This window comes from Bifidobacterium sp. SKU, from assembly GCF_026016405.1.
GTDB lineage: Bacteria > Actinomycetota > Actinomycetes > Actinomycetales > Bifidobacteriaceae > Bifidobacterium > Bifidobacterium bifidum.
The window spans coordinates 1,960,141-1,982,370 of sequence record NZ_CP092890.1 but is presented as its reverse complement, the minus strand read 5'-3'; the positions used below and the strand labels follow the sequence as shown (position 1 = coordinate 1,982,370).

Genomic DNA, 22,230 nt, shown 5'->3' with positions numbered 1-22,230 from the left:
CCCATGGGATCGCAACTCGCATTGAAGGGCAGGATCGCCTCTACGGGATCGCTGGAGAAGATTTTCAACGCCCAGGAGATGATCGCGTCTTCGCATATCGCCAAGGCCCGTGACGTGGCCCTGAACGCGAAGCCGTACGCCGATGCGATTTTCGATGCCGTTCAGGCTGTGGTAGCCCACACCCGTATCACGCATCCGATTGTCAAGAAGGAGGAGGACAACCCCAAGGTTGCCGTCCTCGCCTTGACGGCGGATCGTGGCATGGCCGGCGCATACACCTCGTCGATCATCCGTGAGACCGAGGAACTGCTCACGCGACTCGACGACGCCGGCAAGCAGCCGGAACTCTACGTGTATGGCCGGCGCGGCGTGACGTACTACAAGTACCGCAACCGCGCAATCGCCGACACGTGGGAGGGGGATACCGACAAGCCGGGCGTTGAAATCGCCGAAGCCATCTCCAACGCACTGATGACCGCCTACATGAAGCCGGCCAGCGAGGGCGGGGTCTCCGAGCTCTACATCGTCTACACCGAGTTCATCAACATGGTGGTGCAGAAGGTGCGCGTGCTGCGTATGCTTCCCGTCGAAGTGGTCGAGGCCAAGGTCGAATCCGGCCCGGGCATGTCGCGCGAGAGCGAGGGCGACAACGCCGCCAGCTCCAAGGTGCGCCCGTTGTACCGCTTCGAGCCCAGCCTGGACAAGGTGATGGATGCCATCCTGCCGAAGTACATCCAGTCGCGTATTCACGAATGCCTGCTGGAGGCGGCCGCGTCCGAGACCGCGAGCAGGCAGAACGCCATGCACACGGCGACGGAGAACGCGCGTAACCTGATCGACTCGCTGACCCGTAAGATGAACGCCTCCCGTCAGGCGTCCATCACCCAGGAACTTACCGAAATCATCGGCAGCGCCGACGCGCTGAACACAAAGGAAGAGTAGGAACGCATATGGCTGACAATCAGACCACAGCGGCTCCCGAGACGGCTGCAGAGCCGATCAATGGACGTGTGACGCGTATCCAGGGTTCGGTTATCGACGTCGAATTCCCGGTGGGCCACCTGCCCGATATCTACAACGCCCTGACCGTCGAGCTGACCAACACCGGCGCTCACGAGGAAGGCGAGACCGCGCACACGATCACGCTTGAGGTCGAGCAGCACCTTGGCGACTCCACCGTGCGCGCCGTGGCCCTGAAGCCCACCGACGGCCTCGTCCGCGGCGCTTCGGTGCACGACACAGGCAGCTCGATTTCCGTGCCCGTCGGCGACGTGACCCTGGGCCACGTGTTCGACGTGACCGGTCACGTGCTGAACAAGAAGGCCGACGAGACCATCAAGGTCACCGAACGCTGGCCCATCCACCGCAAGCCGCCGGCATTCGACCAGCTGGAGTCCAAGACCCAGATGTTCGAAACCGGCATCAAGGTCATCGATCTGCTGACCCCGTACGTGCAGGGCGGCAAGATCGGTCTGTTCGGTGGTGCAGGCGTCGGCAAGACCGTGCTGATCCAGGAGATGATCCAGCGCGTCGCCCAGAACCACGGCGGCGTGTCCGTGTTCGCCGGCGTCGGCGAGCGTACCCGTGAGGGCAACGACCTCATCGGCGAGATGGGCGAGGCCGGCGTTCTGGAGAAGACCGCACTGGTCTTCGGCCAGATGGATGAGCAGCCGGGCACCCGTCTGCGCGTCCCGCTGACCGCACTGACCATGGCCGAGTACTTCCGCGACGTGCAGAACCAGGACGTGCTGTTGTTCATCGACAACATCTTCCGCTTCACGCAGGCCGGCTCCGAGGTCTCCACGTTGCTGGGCCGCATGCCCTCCGCCGTGGGTTACCAGCCGAACCTGGCCGACGAGATGGGCTCCCTCCAGGAGCGCATCACCTCGACCCGAGGCCACTCCATCACCTCGCTGCAGGCCATCTACGTGCCCGCCGACGATTACACCGACCCGGCCCCGGCGACGACCTTCGCCCACCTGGACGCGACCACCGAGCTTTCTCGTGACATCGCATCCAAGGGCATCTACCCGGCCGTCGACCCGCTGAGCTCCACCTCGCGAATCCTTGATCCGCGTTACGTCGGCCAGGCCCACTACGACTGCGCCAACCGCGTCAAGGCCATTCTGCAGCGTAACAAGGAGCTGCAGGACATCATCGCCCTGATTGGTATCGACGAGCTTTCGGAAGAGGACAAGACCACCGTCAACCGCGCCCGCCGCATCGAGCAGTTCCTCGGCCAGAACTTCTACGTGGCCGAGAAATTCACCGGTCGTCCGGGCTCCTACGTGCCGGCCGACGAGACCATCGAGGCCTTCACCCGCATCTGCGACGGCGTTTACGACGACGTCCCGGAGCAGGCGTTCTCCGGCATCGGCGGCATCGACGACCTCGAAAAGAAGTGGCACGATCTGCAGAAGGAACTTGGTGAGTGATGGCTGAATCGTCAAAGGCCCTGATGCAGGTCAACATCGTCGCCGCCGATCACCCGGTGTGGCACGGCACGGCGAAGTCCGTCACCATCCCCGCCTCCGAAGGCGAGATGGGTATTCTGGCCGACCACGAGCCGGTGCTCACGGTGATCAAGGGAGGCACGGTTTCGGTCGTGGATCCCGCAGGCGAGCGCCATGCGTTCGAGGTCAGTGACGGATTCATCTCCTTCGATTTCAACAAGCTCACGGTTGCCGTCGAACGCGGCCGTGATGTGGTCCGCACTGAAGGACCCGGTATCGAATAGCGAGCTCTTCGGCACGGCAGCGGCTGTGCCGAAGAGCTCGCACTGGGCGTCGTCTGCATCCCGCAGGCGGCGCCCTTTTTGCGTTATCTACTCGGTGTTATCCCCCACGTCAATGCCCGGCGCACTCCACCATTCCCACCAAAATACGGGTTGAAATAGCCGAAATCCGCAATTCCCCGTGTGAAATCGCCGTTTCAGGATCCAAAAACGGCGATTTCACACGGGGAATTGTTCAAAACGGCGATTTCAACCCGTATTTTGGCGTTCGATACGCTCGCGCTGTCGGCGCGGCCGTACGGTTCGTGCCTGTTACTGGTCCGAGAGGCGCTCCCTCCCTTCCGCGCGTACTGTACACTGGTGTGACGTGCGCGTTATTGTTGCTGATTGCTCTGCTGAATATTCCGGTCGCCTCAGTGCGTCGCTTCCTCCCGCGAAGCGCGTTCTGCTCATAAAGGCCGACAACAGTCTGCTGATCTTCTCCGAACTCGGCTCATGCAAGCCGCTCAACTGGATGGCTGCGCCCTGCACTTTGAAGGACATCACCCCGGACTCTGTTGAGGCCGCGGACGGGCCTGCCCCCGAGCATATCCTTCGCGTCTGCGCCGACAAGACCAGCGACGTCTTGGAAGTCTCCCTGTACCACGTCTACTCCGACACCACCTATGACCTCGGCATCGATCCAGGCCTCATCAAGGACGGCGTCGAAGACCACCTCCAGCGTTATCTCTCCGAACAGATCGACCGCATCGGCCCCGGCTCCAAGCTCATCCGCCGCGAATACCCCACCGCCATCGGCCCCGTCGACATCATGGCCCTCAACGCCGACGGTGAGCACGTCGCCATCGAGATCAAACGCCACGGCGGCATCGACGGCGTCGAGCAGCTCACCCGCTACTGCGAGCTCCTCAACCGCGACCCCCTCCTCGCCCCCGTCCACGGCATCTTCGCCGCCCAGACCATCACCCCTCAGGCCCGCGTCCTCGCCCAGGACCGCGGTTTCGAATGCCTCATCCTCGATTATGACGAGATGAAGGGTAGGGAAGATGATTCCCTTCGCCTCTTCTGAACACGCCTGAACACACCGCGATGGTGCGTTACCTGCGTTGCGTCTCAGTCGCGGTACCTTTGTACCGCTTCCTTCGGTGCGTCTTGGTACCGCGCGCATCGCGGCGTGTTCAGGGGTGTGTTGTGTGGTGGCGCGTTGCCGGCGTTGCTCCTCAGTCGCGGTGCGCTCAGGCGGTATGCATGCGGCCCAGGGCGATGGCGGTGCGTAACACATAGGCCTCGCGCGCGTCGGCGGCGTCCCAGCCGGTGGTTTCGGCGGCCCGCTTCAAACGGTACCGCACCGTGTTCGGGTGTACGCTCAATTCCTTGGCCGTGGTCTCCAACGAGCCGCCGTTGCGCAGGAACGTGGACACGGTCTCCAAAGTAGGATCGTCCGGCCCCGCCGTCTGCAGACTGGCATATACCGTATTCACCAGCTCGTCCACGGCATCCTGATCCCCCAGCAGCGCCCGCTCAGGAAGCACGTCATCGGCACGCATCGGGCGCGGAACCTGCGGCAATGCGGGAGCCGCCGCAATCGCCGAACGGACCGCCTGCACCGTGCGGCAGGCACCCTCGACACCGCGGCGCAAAGGTCCCAGGCACACCGGCGCCTTCGTCGAGAACGCCGACAGTGTATTGGTACACGTCACATCGGGCGTCGCCGCCGCACGCGGCATGATCAGCGCCACGCACAGACCGTTCGTCGTCCCCGTCACGCACGGTCCGCCGCCCAGATCATGCACGGTCCTGCGGATCGCGGCCCTTGTGCCCGCCATCGTGTGCAACGGCTTGCCACCGATGGCAAAGCACAGAAAATCATCCGAAAAATCAAGAATCCCCAGAATCGCCGCGGCACGCTCATCCGCCAACCCATTGACCAGACACGCGAACGCCACCGATTCCAGTCGGGAATCGGCGTCATCCTGAGCGGAACCACTGCTCAGCAGGTCAAGAAAGTCAACGGAACCATGCTCCGTGTCGAAATCGGTCATACCGTCCAGCATAGCCGAACCGTCTGCAAGCGTCACCAGTCGTCACCGGATGTCCGCGTTGCGCCGCGCCCGCTGCGACTCCCGCCAGAACGTGAGCACCACGAATCCGAACACGAACGCCACCGGCAGCATATGCCGCTCGAAATTGTTCGCGGGCGCGGTGATCATCACGCCCATGAGCAGCAGCAGCGGCAGATGCATGACCAGTGTGCGCCACCGGCGAAGCACCACTTCGGCCGCGCCGATCAGCAGCGTCATCATCACATACAGGTTGCCGTGAGCCACCCATCCCAGCACCGGAATCTCACCGAACTGCTTTGCGCCCTCGGCGATGGACTGCCGCCACTCGCTGCACCAGTATTTGATCCACGTGGTCTGGTCTGTCACATAATCGCTGTTCACGTAGTAATCCATCGACACGTACGGCTGATCCATCGGGTTGAAATAGCCGAAGCACTTCGCCAGCAGCGCGTCGATGGCGGTGACGGGATCGGCCTTGACGATCTGCCACCAGGCGCTATTGAACCGGGCCATGTCCTCCTGCGTGACCGACCGCCAGCGGTAGCTCACCTTCTTCGACTGGATGCCGGACGACTTCACCGGGTCGGCATCCTGCGGCTGGTAGGCGTCGGCCATCTGATCGAGATTGAAGATCGGCGCGATCTCCTCCCTGGCGGACTGCGGTATGCTGCCCGGATTGCGCTTGACGATGCGGGCGATCTGCTGCAGCTGGACGCCGTGGCTTTCGATCGGATCGCCGCTGATGATCGCACCGGTGCGGGTCAGCATCACGACACCGCCATGCAGCACGATGACCGGCAGCAGCAACGCGACGACGTACGCCTTCCAGCGGCGATGGTCGGAAAGCAGCGCAAGAATCAGCTGCAGCACGATGATGTACCAAGCGTACTTCGCGCTCGCCAGCATCACCACGCAGGCCAGGATCAATGCGATAAGGCTGCGACGGCGCAGCCTGACCACCTTGTCGCCCTTGCCTCGCCACGTACGGAACAGCTCGTACCACACGCCGAACGCCCACACGAACGAGAACGCGAACAGAGGCGATTTCGTCAGCGAGATCGTCGAGAACACCGCGAGCGGACAGCATAGGAAGAACAGGATAATCACCAGACGCGAGAACCATCCCGAGGCGCCTTCGGGCAGGCGTCCGTTCCCGGCACATGCCCGCGCCGCGAAGCCGGGGGAGGCGTACCCGCGCTCCGGATGCGCGAAATCAAGCATGACCAGTGCCATCGGCCCGCGTTCGGGATGCGTGAAGTCAATGCCGGCGCGGCGCGGCAGCCACGGCAGGTTGAGGAACCGGTTGGCGGTGGCGGCGCAGCAGAACGCGGCGAACAGGAACTGCGCGGATGACAGCACCACGAATCCGACGTCGTTGGAATCGGTGAAATACCGGGAGACCGACAGCACGGCACCATACAGTACCGTCAGCACGATGTTGTGCTGATCGGTCAGGTACGTCGGATTCGACGGCCATATGTAGTGCGCGGTCGGATAGATGTCCATCGGCACGAATGAGAAGAATCCGATATACGGCTGATCCAGGCCGGTCCATTGGTTCCAGGCCCAGCTGAACTCGCGAGCCTGAGAGCGGATGTCGGCGCCGAACGCGGACAGCAGTGTCGTCGGCACCCAAAGCCAGCCGATGAACAGGATCAGTGCGATTTTCCACCACCGGTCGGTGGCACGTACGCATATCCGGGCGAGGAACCGTCCGGTCCGGCTGACCCACGAGCCGGGAGCGGATGCCAGGAGCCGCGCGGCCGCGCGACGTGCGCCCGCCGGAATCAGGCGCCGTGGATGCAGGCCGTTCTTGCCGCTGGACCAGCCGAACACCGGTATGCCGTTCGCCCAGCGAGTCATCGCGACCACGGCGGCGAATGGCACAAGGAATCCGACAACGGCAAACAACCAGTTCAACGCGCCGAAATCCGCGATCGAGGAGTCTGCCCAGTAGAGCGGCCCCACCGCCACGCACAAGGCGATCCACAGGCAGGCCGCGACGGCCAGCGTCCATCGCGCCACGGCCGCGAGACGCGCGAGGGCGGTGCCGGTGGCGCGTCGTGACCTGCCGCCGCTGCCTCCGCGCCCGCCGCGGGCCGGGGTGGCGGCGGAGTGATCCGTGATGTGAGCTGTGGTCATGTCACGGTATTCTACCGATGCGCCTTGAACGGCGGCGATCGTGCCATTGCCGGCATTTGCCGTAGGACGATATCGGGCATAATCTGAAGGCATGTCGGAAACAACAAGGGGAATCATTCCAAACATGCCACGCACCACCGAGGTGGCTGACAATGTGATTGCGGTGGTGGAAACCGCATCGACCAATACGCTGGCGCGGCAGATGCTGCGCGACGGCACCATGGCGCCTCCGGCCGACGGGGGTGCCGGTGTGGCCGTGGTGGCCACTGATGTGCAGAGCGCGGGCCGCGGCCGGCTGGAACGCACATGGGTGAGTGCTCCCGGCGAATCGATGACCTGCTCGTACATCGCCACGCTGCCGGCGGGCGTGATCGCCGACGGCAGTGTAAACGGCTGGCTGACGGTGATCGCCGGGTTTGCCGCGCTGGATGCGCTGCGGGGCGCGCTCGCCGAATGTGGGGTGGCCAGTGAAGATTGCGGTCTGCGGCTCAAGTGGCCGAATGACCTGTTCTGCCAGGGACGCAAGCTGGGTGGCATCCTCACCGAGATGGTGCCGCTGCCCGGGCGCGATGACAGCGCGGCGCTGGTGATCGGCATCGGCATCAACCTCGCGATACCGGCCGACCGGTTGCCCACGGAGCAGTCCACGTCACTGCAACTGCATGTGCAAGGGCTGCCCGATGCCCGGACACTGCGTGATATGATCGCCGCGCATATCGTGCGGTCGCTGAGTTCCCGACTGAGCGGTTTCGTGGCAGACCCGCATGCCGCCGCCGAGCGGCTGCGCGAGGAGACCTCCCGCGTGTGCTGGACGCTGGGACGTCGTGTTGAGGCGCGCTTCACCGATGGTTCGGTGCTGACCGGTACGGCGACGGCGCTGAACGCCGACGCGTCGCTGAGCGTGCGTGACGATGCGGGCGAAAACCATGTCGTGCACACGGCCGACGTCGGCGTATTGCCGCTGTAGTCGCAGCGAACGGTTCTCAATAAGAAAGGTGTGAGCCTGCATCCGTCCGAAATGAACAAAAAATATGGAAGAAGCCCGGAATTCCGGGCTTCTTCCATGTGAGCATTTGTGCGGGAATGTTAGAAATCCTCGCACAAACGCTATTGAGAACCGTTCGCTGCGACAACAGCGACGCGAATCAGAACAGCTTGGCCAGACCGGTCGCCGCGAGCGACGCGACGACGGCCTTGATGACATCGCCGATCACGAAGCCCATCGACGCAATCGCCACGGTCGTGAACGGAACATGCATGACCATGGACTGAATCGTGATGCCGAACAGGTACAGCACCACCAGGTTGCCGGCCAGTGAGGCGCCGAAGTAGCGGACGGCGGTCAGCGCGGCGTGCGGAGCCGAGTCAAGACGCGCCTTGCCGCGCAGCAGGGCGGTGACGATTACGGCCGGCAGGAAGCCGATCAGGAAGCCCGCGCTCGGGCCGAACAGGGCGGCGGTGGAGGCGCCGCCGGCGAACACCGGCAGTCCGGCCGCGCCGGCGGCCAGATACAGCGCCACCGCGCTGCCTGCCTGACGCCAGCTGAGCATCAGACCTGCCAGCATCATGACGAAGGTCTGCAGCGTGATCGGCACCGGGGTGCCAGGGATCGAAATCTCACCAGCTGCCGAAGCGAGCCACATGAGGACGGCGAACAGCACCGGCTTGCCGATGGTCGAAGCCAGCATACGGCCGCGCTGGGCGGTGGAAACAGTACGTTCGGACATGAATAACCCCTCTCGATGATGAAAGAACGGACGGCGAGTGTCCCCCCGTTGTCGCCAATGATAGAAAGCCCTCGCCTTAGACGGCCTGTCGGGAACATACAAAAGTCGAGACGGCCTTTTGTGGATGTTCGCCGGTTACGGTGCCGGAACTTACGTGGCCGTTTGTCTTCGCTCTACAAAATATCGCCGCCGTTTTTGTCGAAAACTTGACTCCGCACTCGCGCGCATACGGCGATAGTGGAATATATGGGAAATATCGTCAAAAAAATACTCGTCGCCAACCGCGGCGAGATCGCGCTGCGCGTGGTGAGAACCGCCCGGGAGATGGGGATTTCCACGGTGGCGGTGTACTCCGAACAGGACCGCAACGCCCAGTACGTCCAGCTGGCCGACGAGTCGTACCTGCTGTCGGGTGACACATACGCGAGCACATACCTCAACGAGGACCTGTTGATCGGCATCCTGCACCGGTCCGGCGCGAACGCCGTGCACCCCGGCTACGGATTCCTCTCCGAGGTGCCGAGCTTCGCCGACAAGGTCGAGAAAGCGGGCGCGATCTGGGTGGGACCGCATCCGCAGGCGCTGATCGACCTCGGCGACAAGATCACCGCGCGTCGCGTGGCGAAGTCCGCGCAGGTGCCGCCGGTGCCGGGCATCAGCGAGCCGGTGCGCGAGCTGCGCACGCTGCTGGACTTCTCGCACACGTACGGCTACCCGGTGATGATGAAGCGCACCGACGGCGGTGGCGGCCGAGGCATCACCGTCGTGCACGACGATGACGAGATGCGTCGCTTCTACATGAACCATGACGCGATGCAGGGCGGCGACCTGGACGAGTACTTCATCGAGAAGTTCATCGACAAGGCCCGCCACGTGGAGACCCAGTGCGGCCGCGACCGTTTCGGCGACTTCACCGTGTACTCGACGCGTGACTGCTCTGTGCAGCGGCGCAACCAGAAGCTCGTCGAGGAGGCCCCCGCTCCGTTCCTGCCGGACGAGGTCATCAACCAGCTGGAGACGTATTCGCGCAGCCTGTTCAACAAGGTCGACTACATCGGTCTGGGCACGTGCGAGTTCATGGTGACCCCGCATCGAAAGGTGTACTTCCTGGAGGTCAACCCGCGTCTGCAGGTCGAGCACACGGTCAGCGAGGAGGTGTGCGGGCTCGACCTGGTGCGCGAGCAGATCGATATCGCCGACGGCGGCCACCTGACACCGGCCCCCGCGCCGCGCGGCCACAGCTTCGAGCTGCGCATCACCAGCGAGGATCCGGCGACGAACCTGACGCCGTCCTCCGGCACGCTGGAGCGCATCGTCTGGCCGTCCGGCCCCGGCCTGCGCATCGATACCGGCGTGGAGCAGGGAGACACGGTCTCGCCGAAGTTCGATTCGATGATGGGCAAGGTCGTGATCACCGCGCAGAGCCGTGAGGCGGCTGTCGCCCGCGTGCGCCGCGCGCTCGACGAACTCGTGATCGAGGGCGTGCCGACCCCGGCCAGCCTGTTCAAGCAGATCTTCAACGACGATGAGTTCACCGCCGAGCATGGTCATCTCTTCGACGTGAGCACGAAGTGGCTGGAGCGCAAGTACCTCAACCATGAGCCGCAGACCGTGCGCTCGGGACAGCCGGCGTCGCTCAGCGGCGAAGGCCAGGACGCCGGCGCGAAGGCCCCGACGAGCGAGAGCTTCGTCATCGAGGTCGACGACCGCCGCGTCAAGCTCACCGTGCCGACCGACATCGTCAACAACCTCATGGGAGCGGGGCGCTCGCGCGGAGCCAAGCGCCCGTCGCAGCCGCTGCGAGGCCAGGGGCTGCACGCCATCGCGGAGAAGAAGGAGCACAACGACGGCAAGTCCGGCGTCATCGCCTCGCCCATGCAGGCGGTGGTCACGCGCATCAACGTCGCGGAAGGCCAGTCCGTCACCAAGGGCGACCTGCTGGTGGTGCTGGAGTCGATGAAGATGGAGAACTACGTGTACGCGCCGGTCAACGGCACGGTCGCGAAGATCTTCGTCGCGCCCGCCACCGGCGTCGAGGCCGGCGAGACGCTGGTCGCGATGGACGTCGACGGCGCCAAGGCGCGCGACAAGTCCGGCGCGGTGGATGACGGCGGCAAATCCGCAAGCACCGCGAAGAGCGGCAAGGAGGGCAAGTGATGACCGATATCATGAACTCGCCGGCCGTGAAACAGGTCATGAAACAACCTGGGCACGTCTCGGCGGACGGCGCCGCACAGGCGCAGGGCGAGCAGCCGATCCGCGCAGCGGTGGTACGCGCGGCGGAACTCGCGCGTGACGCTGAATCCAACGCGCGCACCCGCCAGCACGCCAAGGGCAAGATGACCGCCCGCGAGCGGCTCGGACTGCTGCTCGACACCGGCTCATTCGAGGAGATCGGCCGGTTCCGCGGCGGCGACATCAACGGCGGCAAGGCCGGTTCGGCCGTCATCACCGGATTCGGTGACGTGTACGGCCGCAAGATCGCCGTCTACGCGCAGGACTTCTCCGTCAGGGGAGGCACGCTGGGTCGTGCCGAAGGCGAGAAGATCTGCCACCTGATGGACATGGCGCTGGACCTGAAGGTGCCGATCGTCGCGATCGTCGACTCCGGCGGCGCCCGCATCCAGGAAGGCGTCGCCGCGCTGACGCAGTACGGCCACATCTTCCGCAAGACCTGCGACGCCAGCGGCTTCGTCCCGCAGATCTCGCTGATTCTGGGTCCGTGCGCCGGCGGCGCCGTGTACTGCCCGGCGCTGACCGACCTGATCGTCATGACCAAGGAGAACTCCGACATGTTCGTCACCGGCCCGGACGTCGTCAAGGCGGCCACCGGTGAGACGATCAGCATGAACGACCTCGGCGGCGGACTCGTGCACAGCACGAAATCCGGCGTGGCGCACTACCTCGGCGAGGACGAGGCCGACGCGATCGACTACGCGCGCACGGTGCTCGCCTACCTGCCGTCGAACAGCGACGCCCAGCCCCCGATGTACGCCTATGCGGCGACTCGCGCGGACCGCGAGACCGCGAAACGCCTTACCGACATCGTGCCGGACAACGACCGCCAGCCGTATGACGTGCTCGACGTGATCCGCTGCATCGTCGACTACGGCGAATTCGTGCAGGTGCACGAGCTGTTCGCCACGTCCGCCGTCGTCGGATTCGCCTGCATCGACGGCCGGCCGATCGGCGTGGTCGCCAACCAGCCGAACGTTCGCGCCGGCATCCTCGACGTGGACGCCTCCGAAAAGGTGGCGCGGTTCGTGCGTCTGTGCGACTCGTTCAACCTGCCGGTCATCACGCTCGTGGACACCCCCGGATACAAGCCGGGCGCCGATCAGGAGCACGCCGGCATCATCCGCCGCGGCGCCAAGGTGATCTACGCTTACGCGAACGCGCAGGTGCCGATGGTCACCGTCGTGCTGCGCAAGGCGTTCGGCGGCGCGTACATCGTGATGGGATCCAAGGCGATCGGCGCGGACATGAACTTCGCGTGGCCCAGCTCGCAGATCGCGGTGCTCGGCGCCACCGGCGCGGTGAACATCATCCACCGCAAGGACTTCGTCAAGGCCAAGGAGGCCGGCGAGGACGTCGACGCGCTGCGGGCCAAGCTCGCCGCCGAATACGAGCGCACCACCGTCAACGCGAACCTGTCGCTCGAAATGGGCGAGATCGACGCGATGATCGATCCCGAGCAGACCCGTCAGGCCATCGCCGAATCGCTGCGACTGCTCGCTGACAAGAAGCGCGTGCGCCGCACCACCAAGCATCACGGCAACCAGCCGCTGTAGTCCATCCCGCCGCGGCGGCCACGCCGCGGCACAACAGATTTTGAGCCGATACCGGCAACGGCGGCTCCGCACAATGTCCAAATAAAAGAAGGAACACCAACCCATGTCAGACCCCAATTTCTTTCTCAGTCGGCTCAACGGCGAACCTCATGCGCTCGCTTTCGGCGGACAGTCCACACCCTGGCCGGTTGCGCTCGCTGACCTGACCAATGATCCGGCGCTCGAAGCCACGCTGCGCGGCCATGTCGCCGCGGCGAACACGATGCTCGCCCCCGTGGCCGCCGACCTGCTCGCCACCACCGGACGCGCCGTCGACCTGTTCGGCTTCAAGCCGAACCCGGCACGGCTCGGTGCCGCCGCCGCGGCGACCGTCAGCGTCGAAGGCATTGCGCTCACCCAGCTCGGCGCGCTGATCGACGCCGCCGGTCTCGGCCTTGACGTGGCGAACACCGCCCCCGTCGCCGTGCTCGGCCATTCGCAGGGCGTGCTCGGCGCGCACATGGTCAACGTCATCCGCAAGGCCGGCTCCATCGAGGCCGCGGGCCAGCAGATCGACGAGATCCTGGCCATCGCCGAGCTGATCGGCGTGGCCGGCACCCGCAAGGCGCGCGAGCTCGCGCTCACCGCGCAGCACGCCGGCGCCACTCCGATGCTGTCTGTGCGCGGCGCCACCAAGCGCCAGGTCGAGGTGCTCGCATCCCGCGTGCCGAACCCGCGCGGCCCGATCAGCATCGCCGTCACCAACTCCAGCAACAACCACGTGCTCTCCGGCTACCCGGAGGACCTTGCCGCCTTCGAGGTCGAGGCCGGCAAGGAGCACAAGCGCCAGCAGACACTGCGTGACGAGAAGATCCGCGGCGGCGCGGTGTTCGGGCCCGTCCTCGAATACCTGGAGGTCACGCTGCCGTTCCACTCGCCGCTGATGGCCGATGCCGTCGAGCAGGCCGTGGCCTGGGCGCACGTCTGCGGCTTCAAGGAGACCCGTACGCGCGAGCTGGCCGCCGAAGTGCTGCTCAACCACGTCGATTGGGCGGCCCGCGTCAAGGCGATGCTGGAATCCTGTGATCCGTCCAAGCTGTGGATCGTCGACTTCGGCCCGGGCAACACGCTCGGCAAGCTCATCGGCAACCTGATCCAGGGCACTGGCGTCGGCGTGGTCGAAGCCGCCACGATGGCTGAGCGTTCCGCGCTGTCCACCATGGAGGACGAGCCCGTCCGCACCCAGAACTGGAAGACGTTCGCGCCGAAGGTGTTGCACACTCCCGCCGGCGACAAGATCCGCACCAAGTTCACCGACCTGACCGGCAAACCGCCGGTGCTGCTGCCCGGCATGACCCCGACCACCGTGGATCCCGAGATCGTGGCCGCGGCCGCGAACGCCGGCTATTGGGCCGAGATCGGCGGCGGCGGCCAGGTGACCGCCGACGTGTTCGACCGTCATGTCGCCGAGCTGGAGAACCTGCTCGAAGAAGGCCGCACGGTCGAATTCAACGCGATGTTCATGGATCGCTACCTTTGGAACCTGCAGTTCGGCCCCTCCGGCATCGTGCCGAAGAAGCGCGCGTCCGGCACGCCGATCGACGGCGTGATCGTCTCGGCCGGCATCCCCGAGCTCGACGAGGCCAAGGCGCTCGTCGCCTCCCTGCAGGCGGACGGCCTGCCCTACGTCGGCTTCAAGCCCGGCACCGTCGCGCAGATCCGCCAGGTCGTGGCGATTGCCAAGGCCGTGGCCCCCACGACGATCCTGATGCAGGTCGAAGGCGGTTCGGCCGGCGGCCACCACTCCTGGGAGTCGCTGGACGACCTGCTGACCTCCACATACGCCGAGGTGCGCGCATGCAGCAACCTCGTGCTGGTCGCCGGCGGCGGCATCGGTACGCCGGAGCGCGCGGCCGACTACATCTCCGGCCAGTGGGCGCGCGCCTACGACCTGCCCGACATGCCGGTCGACGGCGTGCTCATCGGCACCGCCGTCATGACCGCCAAGGAGGCCCATACCAGCCCCGCGGTCAAGCAGCTGCTCGTCAAGACGCCCGGCATCACCGACACGTCGGCCGACGCCGACCCGTTCGCGCCCGCCGGCGAGAAGTGGGTGCCGTCCGGCAAGTCGGTTGGCGGAGTCTCCTCCGGCCTGAGCCACCTTCACGCCGACATCTACGAGGTCGAGAACGCCTCCGCCGCCTGCGGCCGTCTGCTGGTGCGCGTCATGAAGCACCCCGAAGAGCTGGAAAGCCGCCGCGACGAGATCATCAAGGCGCTCGACGCCACCGCCAAGCCGTACTTCGGCGACCTCGCCTCGATGACCTACGTCGAGTGGGCCGAGCGTTTCGTCGACTTGGTGTTCCCCGTGGTCGACCCGACGTATTCGCTGCGCTTCCTGCACCTGCTGCAGCGCATCGAAGCCCGTGTGTGCGGTCAGGAATCCGGCGAGTTCACCTCGCTGTTCGCCGGCGTGGACGATGTCGCCTCCGATCCGAAGGCCGCCATCGCCAAGCTGGAAGCCGCCTACCCGCAGGTTGCCGAAATCCACGTGACCCCGGCCGATGTGGCTTGGTTCCCGGTACTCGTGAGCGAATATCCCAAGCCCATGCCGTTCGTGCCGGTCATCGACAATGACCTGCTGCGCCGGTGGGGCCAGGATCAGCTGTGGCAGTCCGAGGACGCCCGCTATTCCGCCGATTCCGTGCGCGTGATTCCCGGCCCGATCTCCGTGGCCGGCATCACCACCGTCGACGAGCCCGTCGCCCACATCCTCGGCCGTTTCGAGGCCGCGGCCCTGGAGCGCACCCGCGAACTGCAGTCCGGTGCCTCCACCGACGCCTACAGCGAGCTCGGCGGCGCCGAGAGCGCCGAAGCGTTCATCCGTACCTGCCCGAACATCTCCTGGGTCGGCCACCTGACCACGAACCCGGCGTACGGCACGCAGGTCGGCGACGCCAACTATGAGATCATCGACCGCGGCGCTTCCGAGCAGGGCGAGGAATACGACCTCGACATCCATCTCGACACGTACTGGGACAACGATCCGGACGGTGGCGTCTCCAAGCACGCCGTGCGCGACATCGTCATCCCGTTGACGCTGCGCGGCACCGAAACCGGCCTGCTGCCGGTCGTCAACCGCGAGCGCCTGGTCGGCAACGTCTACGCGATGCTCGCCGCCACCGCAGGCATCGGCAACACCGCCATCACCGGCGACAAGCTGACCGACATGCCGAAGATCACCCCGTCCGGCGACAAGGCCGCCTACCCGTTCGGCACCGCGTCGGCCACCTACACGCTGTCCGCCAACCTCGGCTACGACCACGAGGCGGCCACCGGCGGCGCGCTGCCGCAGGACCTCGCGCCCTCGCGCATCGCCCCCGACGCGCTGGTCGGCCCGGCATGGCCGGCGATCTACGCGGCGCTCGGCTCCGTGTACGTCAAGGGCTACCCGGTCATCGAGGGACTGCTCAACGCGGTGCATCTCGACCACCTCATCGAGCTTGAGGAGACCGAGGACGAGCTGCTGAAGCACGTCGACGAGACCATCACGCTCACCAGCTGGGCCGAGAACTACTTCGAGTCCGCATCCGGCCGCGTCGTGACCATCCACGTGCTGCACACCGCCGCCAACGGCACCGTGCTCGCCCGCGAGACCGAGCGCTTCGCCATTCGCGGCCGCGTCTACTCCGACGCGCTGCCGGCCGACGCCCCCGAATACGGTGGCGCCCTCGAAGCCAAGCAGGAGGACGACTCCGCCGCAGCCACGGTGCAGGCCACGCCTCGCCGTCTGCTGCGCCGCGTCACCGTCACCGCACCCGATGACATGACTGCATTCGCGCGTACCTCCGGCGACTTCAATCCGATCCACACCTCCACGCGCGGCGCCCGCATCTCTGGGCTCGCCGCCCCGCTGGTGCACGGCATGTGGCTGTCCGCCACCGCCCAGCACGCCGTCCAGGCGCTGGACGACAAGGGTGCTCACTACGAGATCGCAGGCTGGACCTACAACATGTACGGCATGGTGCAGCTCGACGACAAGGTGGAGATCTCCATCGAGCGCGTCGGCAAGGTCGAGCACGGCGGCATGGCATTCGAAGTGACCTGCCGCATCGACGGTCAGCTGGTCTCGCGCGGCACTGCGCTGGTCCGCGCGCCGAAGTCCGCGTTCGTCTACCCCGGCCAGGGCATCCAGAAACAGGGCATGGTGCTTGACGAGCGTGCCAAGTCGCCCGCCGCCCGCAGCGTGTGGGAGCGCGCCGACAAGCTGACCCGCTCCAAGCTGGGCTTCTCGATCCTCGCGGTCGTGCGCGACAACCCGAAGGAGCTCACCGCCAACGGCGTGACCTACCGTCACCCGGACGGCCTGCTCAACCTCACCCAGTTCACGCAGGTGGCGCTCGCCACGGTGGCCTACGCCCAGACCGCGCGTCTGCGCGAGGCCGGCTCCGACATCTGGCCGGCGTACTTCGCGGGCCACTCGCTCGGCGAGTACAACGCGCTGTCCGCGTTCGCCGACATCATCCCGCTGGAGACCGAGCTGGAACTGGTGTTCCACCGCGGCTCCACCATGCACCACCTGATCGAGCGCGACGCCCAGGGCCGCTCGAACTACCGCATGGGCGCGCTGCGTCCGAACCAGTTCGGCGTCAACGACGCGCACGTCAAGGAATACGTCGAGTCCGTCGCCAAGGCGTCCGGCGAGTTTCTGGAGATCGTGAACTACAACCTCGCCGGCCAGCAGTACGCGATCGCCGGCACGATCGCCGGCCTGAAGTACCTGCAGGCCGACGCGTCCCGCCGCGCCAAGGAATATGGCGGCAAGCCGCCGTTCATGCTGGTGCCGGGCATCGACGTGCCGTTCCACTCCACGCTGCTTCGCAAGGGCGTGCCGGAGTTCCGCGACAAACTCGACGCGCTGCTGCCGCAGTACATCGACTACCGTGGCCGTCTGGTCGACCGCTACATCCCGAACCTGGTGGCGTCCCCGTTCGAGATGACGAAGGAATTCGCCGCCAAGATCCTCGAAGTCGTGCCGTCCGAGCGCATCAAGGCCGCTCTGGACGACCCGGCAGTGTGGGACTCCTACGCCGCCGACGACCAGAAGCTCGGCCGTCTGCTGCTCACCGAACTGCTGTCGTGGCAGTTCGCGTCCCCCGTGCGCTGGATCGAGACCCAGGCGCTGCTGTTCAACCCCGCCAACCGCGGTGGTCTCGGCGTGGAGGAGTACGTGGAGGGCGGTCTCGGCAACTCGCCGACGCTCGCCAATCTCGGCTCCAAGACGCTGCGACTGCCCGATTTCTCGGGTTGTGACGTGACCGTGTACAACGTCGGCCGCGATGAGGGCCGTGTGTACATGACCGACTCTGATTCACTGGTGCCGGACGATGAGCCGGAGGAGACCGAGACCGCGGCGCCCGCTGCTGCTCCGGCTCCGGCTGCGCCCGCTGCCGCCGCGCCCGCCGCGGCTCCGGCAGTCGTCGCCGCGCCGTCCGCCGCTCAGGTCGGTTCCGCCGTCGCCGAACTCGGTTCCGCCGTCAGCGGCCCGGTCGACGACCTGCCGTTCAAAGCGTCCGACGCCATCGGTGTGCTCATGGCTTACTCCACAAAGATCCGCCTCGACCAAATCGGCGCGAACGACACGACCGACACGCTGACCAATGGCGTGTCGTCCCGCCGCAACCAGCTGCTGATGGATATCAGCTCCGAGCTGGGTGTGGCCAGTGTGGATGGCGCCGCAGAGGCGACGCTCACCCAGCTTGCACAGCTCGTCAACAAGGTCGCCCCGAACTACAAGGCGTTCGGCCCGGTACTGTCTGATGCGATCCGTGACCGCCTGCGCGCGCTGTTCGGTGCCGCCGGCGTCAAGCCCGCGCACATCCGCGAACGCGTGACCAACGTGTGGCAGCTCGGCGAAGGCTGGGTTGCCGCCGTGACCGCGACCCTGCTGCTCGACACCCGCGAGGGTGCCAGCTCGCGTGGCGGTGATCTGGCCAAGCTGCCCACCGGCGCCGCCGCCAATGCGGCCGCTGCCGATCAGCTCATCGACGATGCGGTGGCCCTGGTCGGGCAGACCAAGGGCGTGGCTGTCTCCAAGCCGAGCGCCGGCGGCTCAGCCGGCGGTGCCGTGGTGGATTCCGCGGCGCTCGACGCCTTCGCGGAGAAGGTCACCGGTGCCAACGGCGTGCTCGCCTCCACCGCCCGTTACGTGCTCAACGAACTGGGCGTGACGGCTCCGGCCGCCGAACCCGGCGAGGACGAGAACGCGGCCGTCGTGGCCGCCGTCGACGCCGAGCTCGGCTCCGACTGGCCCAAGCAGGTCGAGCCGCGCTTCGACTCCCGCAAGGCCATCCTCTTCGATGACCGCTGGGCATCCGCGCGCGAAGACCTGGCTCGCCTGTTCTACAACGGCGACCAGTCTGTCGAGTCCCTGAGCTTTGTCGGCGCCGGCAAGGACGTCGCCGACCAGGCCAAGTGGTTCGCGTCCAAGAGCCATGGACGGCTCGCCGACACCTTCGACCGCATCGCCACCGAGGCCCTCGAATCGGTCGCCGACGTGCCTGACGCATCCCGCTTCGCGAACGACATCGCAGTGGTGACCGGCGTGGCTCCGAACTCGATCGCCGCGCAGGTCGTCAACGGCCTGCTGGCCGGCGGCGCGACCGTCATCGCCACCTCGCACAGCTTCCGTCCGTCCGTCAAGGCGTGGGCGAAGCAAACCTACCGCGAGCACGCGGTGGGCGGCGCCAAGCTGTGGCTGGTTCCCGCGAACCTGTCCAGCTACCGCGACGTGGACGAACTGGTCCAGTGGATCGGCAACGTGCAGAAGAAGACCTCCGGCGCGACCACCACGATCCTGAAGCCCGCATACGAGCCGACGCTGTTCTTCCCGTTCGCCGCCCCGCCGGTGCATGGCACGTTGACCGACTCCGGCGAACTGTTCGAGTCCCAGGCACGACTGATGCTGTGGGGCGTGGAACGCGCGATCGCCGGCCTATCCGCCATCGGCGCCGACACCGACGTGCAGCACAAGCTGCATGTGGTGCTGCCCGGCTCCCCGAACCGCGGCATCTTCGGCGGCGACGGCGCGTACGGCGAGGTCAAGAGCGCGTTTGACGCGATCGTCAACCGCGCCCATGCCGAAAAGGTATGGTCGTCCCGTGTCACTTTCGCCCACCCGAAGATTGGCTGGGTGCGCGGCACCGGCCTGATGGGCGGCAACGACCCGCTGGTCGAGGTCGTCGAACGCCACGGCATCCACACGTACTCCACCGAACAGATCGCCGTGAAGCTGCTCGACCTGTGCACCGCGGAATCCCGCGCGGAAGCAGTCGAGCATCCGCTTGACGTGGACCTGACCGGCGGGCTCGGCAACGCCCCGATCGATATCAAGGCGCTGCGCGCCGAGGCGATGGCCGACGCAGAGAAGGACGCGGCCTCCGCACAGCAGTCGGACGACGACTCCACCTCCGCGAAGACCGCCGCATCCGGCCTGAGCATCAAGGCGCTGCCCAGCCCGCACGTGCCGCAGCAGGCGCCGGTCGACCTGGCCGACTGGCAGAACGTCACCGCCAAGCCCGAGGACGAGATCGTCATCGTCTCCATCGGCGAGCTGGGCCCGTGGGGCTCCGGCCGCACCCGCTTCGAGGCGGAGCTCGGAATCCACTCCGACGGCAGCGTCGACCTGTCCGCCGGCGCGGTGCTCGAACTCGCGTGGAACATGGGTCTGGTCGAATGGCAGGACAGTCCGAAGCCGGGTTGGTACGACACCGACGGCAACCTCGTGCCCGAAGAGGACATCGCCGAGCGCTACCATGACGAGGTCGTGGCCCGCTCCGGCATCCGTCCGTTCGATGAAGGCATGGGCAACGACTACAAGGACGGCGCCGACGAAGAGGAGACCGAGGTCTTCCTCGACCACGACGTCACCTTCTCCGTGCCCACCGAGGACATTGCCAAGGAATACGTCAAGATGGACGAGGCGCACACCTCCATCGCGGCCGACCCGGAGTCGGGCGAATGGAACGTCACCCGTCACGCCGGTTCGATGATTCGCGTGCCGCGTCGCGCCACGATGACGCGCACGGTCGGCGGCCAGTTCCCGAAGGGCTTCGACCCGCTCAAGTGGGGCATCCCGGCCTCGATGGTCGGCGACGTCGACAAGATCGCGCTGTGGAACATCGTCACCACCGTGGACGCCTACCTGTCCGCCGGCTTCACGCCGACCGAGGTGCTGCAGGCCATCCATCCTTCGATGGTGGCGAGCACGCAGGGAACCGGCTTCGGCGGCATGATGTCGATGCGCAAGCTGTACCTTGACCGCTTCCTCAACCATGAGATCCCGACCGATATCCTGCAGGAGGCCCTGCCGAACGTGGTGGCCGCGCATGTGATGCAGTCCTACGTCGGCGGCTACGGCAACATGATCCAGCCGGTCTCCGCCTGCGCCACCGCCGCGGTGTCGCTGGAGGAGGGCGCCGACAAGATCGCCCTCGGCAAGGCCGACTTCGTGGTCACCGGCGCGATTGACGATATCGGCGTGGAATCCGTGATCGGCTTCGGCAACATGAACGCCACCGCCAACTCGGAGGAGATGTACGCGAAGGGCATCGACGCGCGCTTCTTCTCGCGTGCGAACGACCGTCGCCGCGGCGGCTTCCTGGAGTCCCAGGGCGGCGGCACGATCCTGCTGACGCGCGGTGACATCGCGCTTCGCATGGGTCTGCCGGTCGCCGGCGTAGTCGGCTTCATCCACTCGTACGCGGATGGCGCGCACACCTCGATCCCGGCCCCGGGCCTCGGCGCCCTGGCGGCTGGCCTCGGCGGCCGCGACTCGAAGCTCGTGCACGATCTGGCCGCGCTCGGCGTCACCCCCGACGACATCGCCGTGGTCTCCAAGCACGACACGTCCACCAACGCGAACGACCCGAACGAGTCCGAGCTGCACAACACGCTGGCGCACGCCATCGGCCGCACGAACGGCAACCCGCTGTTCGTGATCTCCCAGAAGACGCTCACCGGCCACGCGAAGGGCGGCGCCTGCATCTTCCAGGTCAACGGCCTGACGCAGCTGTTCAAGTCCGGCGTGATCCCGGCCAACGCCTCGCTCGACTGCGTGGACCCGAAGCTGGAGCGCGACGACCACATGGTGTGGCTCACCAAGCCGCTGCACGTCGGCCGCGTCAAGGCCGGCCTCGCCACCTCGCTCGGCTTCGGCCACGTGAGCGGTTTCGCCGCGATCGTGAACCCGGGCGCCTTCGAGGCGGCCGTGGCACACACCGCGGGTGAGGACGCACTGAACGCCTGGCGCGAGCGTGCGAACGCCCGTCTGGCTGCCGGCCAGCGTCACCTTGAGGAAGGCATGATGGGTCGCGCGGCGCTCTACGAGCCGATCGACAACCGTCGCTTCCGCGAGGACGGCACCAAGCTCGCCGACGGCAATCGTTACAACGGCCACGAAGTCGAAAAGGCCATGCTGTTGAATCCTGACGCCCGCCTCGGTCAGTCCGGCTTCTTCGAAGCCTGATCTGCCGAGTCGTTCGTCAGGATTCCCTCGCGGGCGCAGGTAGCGCGCCCGCTCGCTTCGCCTACGGGGAGTTCACTGGACTCCCCGTTTGACGGCTCAGCCTGACGCCCGCCTCGGTCAGTCCGGCTTCTTCGAGGCCTGATCTGCCGAGTCACGTCTGACTGCTGAATGATGGGCCCGCACGTTTCCGCGTGTGGGCCCATTTTGCGTTCGTAAGTGCGCGCCGAAACGACGTGTCCGCGCACATAGCGACGCAAACCAGCCCATT

At 66.1% G+C, this 22,230-nt stretch carries 10 protein-coding genes and 2 pseudogenes; 9 read left to right on the top strand and 3 right to left on the bottom strand.

Annotated features, from left to right (window positions below; translation table 11 throughout):
• Nucleotides 1-3: 3 nt before the first annotated feature.
• From MMB49_RS08445 to nucS, 4 genes are all read left to right on the top strand, one after another.
• Nucleotides 4-942 carry a F0F1 ATP synthase subunit gamma gene (locus tag MMB49_RS08445; RefSeq protein ID WP_003817787.1) on the top strand — a complete coding sequence of 313 codons (939 nt, stop codon included), beginning with the start codon at nucleotides 4-6 and terminating at the stop codon, nucleotides 940-942.
• 8 nt (nucleotides 943-950) lie between these two features.
• Nucleotides 951-2,435, top strand: a complete 1,485-nt coding sequence (gene atpD / locus MMB49_RS08440) for a F0F1 ATP synthase subunit beta (protein ID WP_003814333.1) — start codon at nucleotides 951-953, stop codon at nucleotides 2,433-2,435.
• Nucleotides 2,435-2,737, top strand: a complete 303-nt coding sequence (locus tag MMB49_RS08435; protein WP_003817785.1) for a F0F1 ATP synthase subunit epsilon — start codon at nucleotides 2,435-2,437, stop codon at nucleotides 2,735-2,737. The genes atpD and MMB49_RS08435 overlap by 1 nt, the downstream gene beginning before the upstream one ends.
• 364 nt (nucleotides 2,738-3,101) lie before the next feature.
• Entirely contained in the window at nucleotides 3,102-3,803 is a 702-nt protein-coding gene (gene nucS / locus MMB49_RS08430) for an endonuclease NucS (RefSeq protein WP_047270981.1), read from the top strand.
• A 166-nt stretch (nucleotides 3,804-3,969) separates the two neighbouring features.
• Here nucS and MMB49_RS08425 read toward each other — a convergent pair whose 3' ends face one another.
• Both MMB49_RS08425 and MMB49_RS08420 read right to left on the bottom strand, forming a co-directional pair.
• Entirely contained in the window at nucleotides 3,970-4,788 is an 819-nt protein-coding gene (locus MMB49_RS08425) for a PucR family transcriptional regulator (protein ID WP_003814340.1), read from the bottom strand.
• Nucleotides 4,789-4,818: 30 nt separating this feature from the next.
• Nucleotides 4,819-6,939 carry a DUF6020 family protein gene (locus tag MMB49_RS08420; protein ID WP_047270978.1) on the bottom strand — a complete coding sequence of 707 codons (2,121 nt, stop codon included), beginning with the start codon at nucleotides 6,937-6,939 and terminating at the stop codon, nucleotides 4,819-4,821.
• A 124-nt stretch (nucleotides 6,940-7,063) separates the two neighbouring features.
• On the opposite strand from MMB49_RS08420, the gene MMB49_RS08415 reads away from it, so the two are divergent.
• Nucleotides 7,064-7,906, top strand: a complete 843-nt coding sequence (locus tag MMB49_RS08415) for a biotin--[acetyl-CoA-carboxylase] ligase (protein ID WP_165755188.1) — start codon at nucleotides 7,064-7,066, stop codon at nucleotides 7,904-7,906.
• Nucleotides 7,907-8,084: 178 nt separating this feature from the next.
• On the opposite strand, the gene MMB49_RS08410 is transcribed toward MMB49_RS08415, so the two are convergent.
• The gene (locus tag MMB49_RS08410) at nucleotides 8,085-8,666 is read right to left on the bottom strand and encodes a biotin transporter BioY (RefSeq protein WP_003817773.1); all 582 of its coding nucleotides are present in this window, start codon (nucleotides 8,664-8,666) and stop codon (nucleotides 8,085-8,087) included.
• Nucleotides 8,667-8,912: 246 nt separating this feature from the next.
• On the opposite strand from MMB49_RS08410, the gene MMB49_RS08405 reads away from it, so the two are divergent.
• The 4 genes and pseudogenes from MMB49_RS08405 to MMB49_RS08395 all read left to right on the top strand — a co-directional run.
• Nucleotides 8,913-10,823 (top strand): biotin carboxylase N-terminal domain-containing protein, encoded by a 1,911-nt coding sequence (locus tag MMB49_RS08405; protein WP_047270974.1) that lies wholly within the window; start codon nucleotides 8,913-8,915, stop codon nucleotides 10,821-10,823.
• Nucleotides 10,823-12,457, top strand: coding sequence for an acyl-CoA carboxylase subunit beta (locus tag MMB49_RS08400; protein WP_013390270.1), 1,635 nt, complete (start codon nucleotides 10,823-10,825; stop codon nucleotides 12,455-12,457). The genes MMB49_RS08405 and MMB49_RS08400 overlap by 1 nt, the downstream gene beginning before the upstream one ends.
• Nucleotides 12,458-12,560: 103 nt before the next feature.
• Nucleotides 12,561-15,152 (top strand): annotated as a pseudogene (locus tag MMB49_RS09690) (fatty acid synthase subunit beta domain-containing protein); the annotation flags it as partial.
• Between the two features lie 144 nt (nucleotides 15,153-15,296).
• Nucleotides 15,297-21,962: pseudogene (locus tag MMB49_RS08395) on the top strand (acyltransferase domain-containing protein); the annotation flags it as partial.
• Nucleotides 21,963-22,230 lie beyond the last annotated feature (268 nt).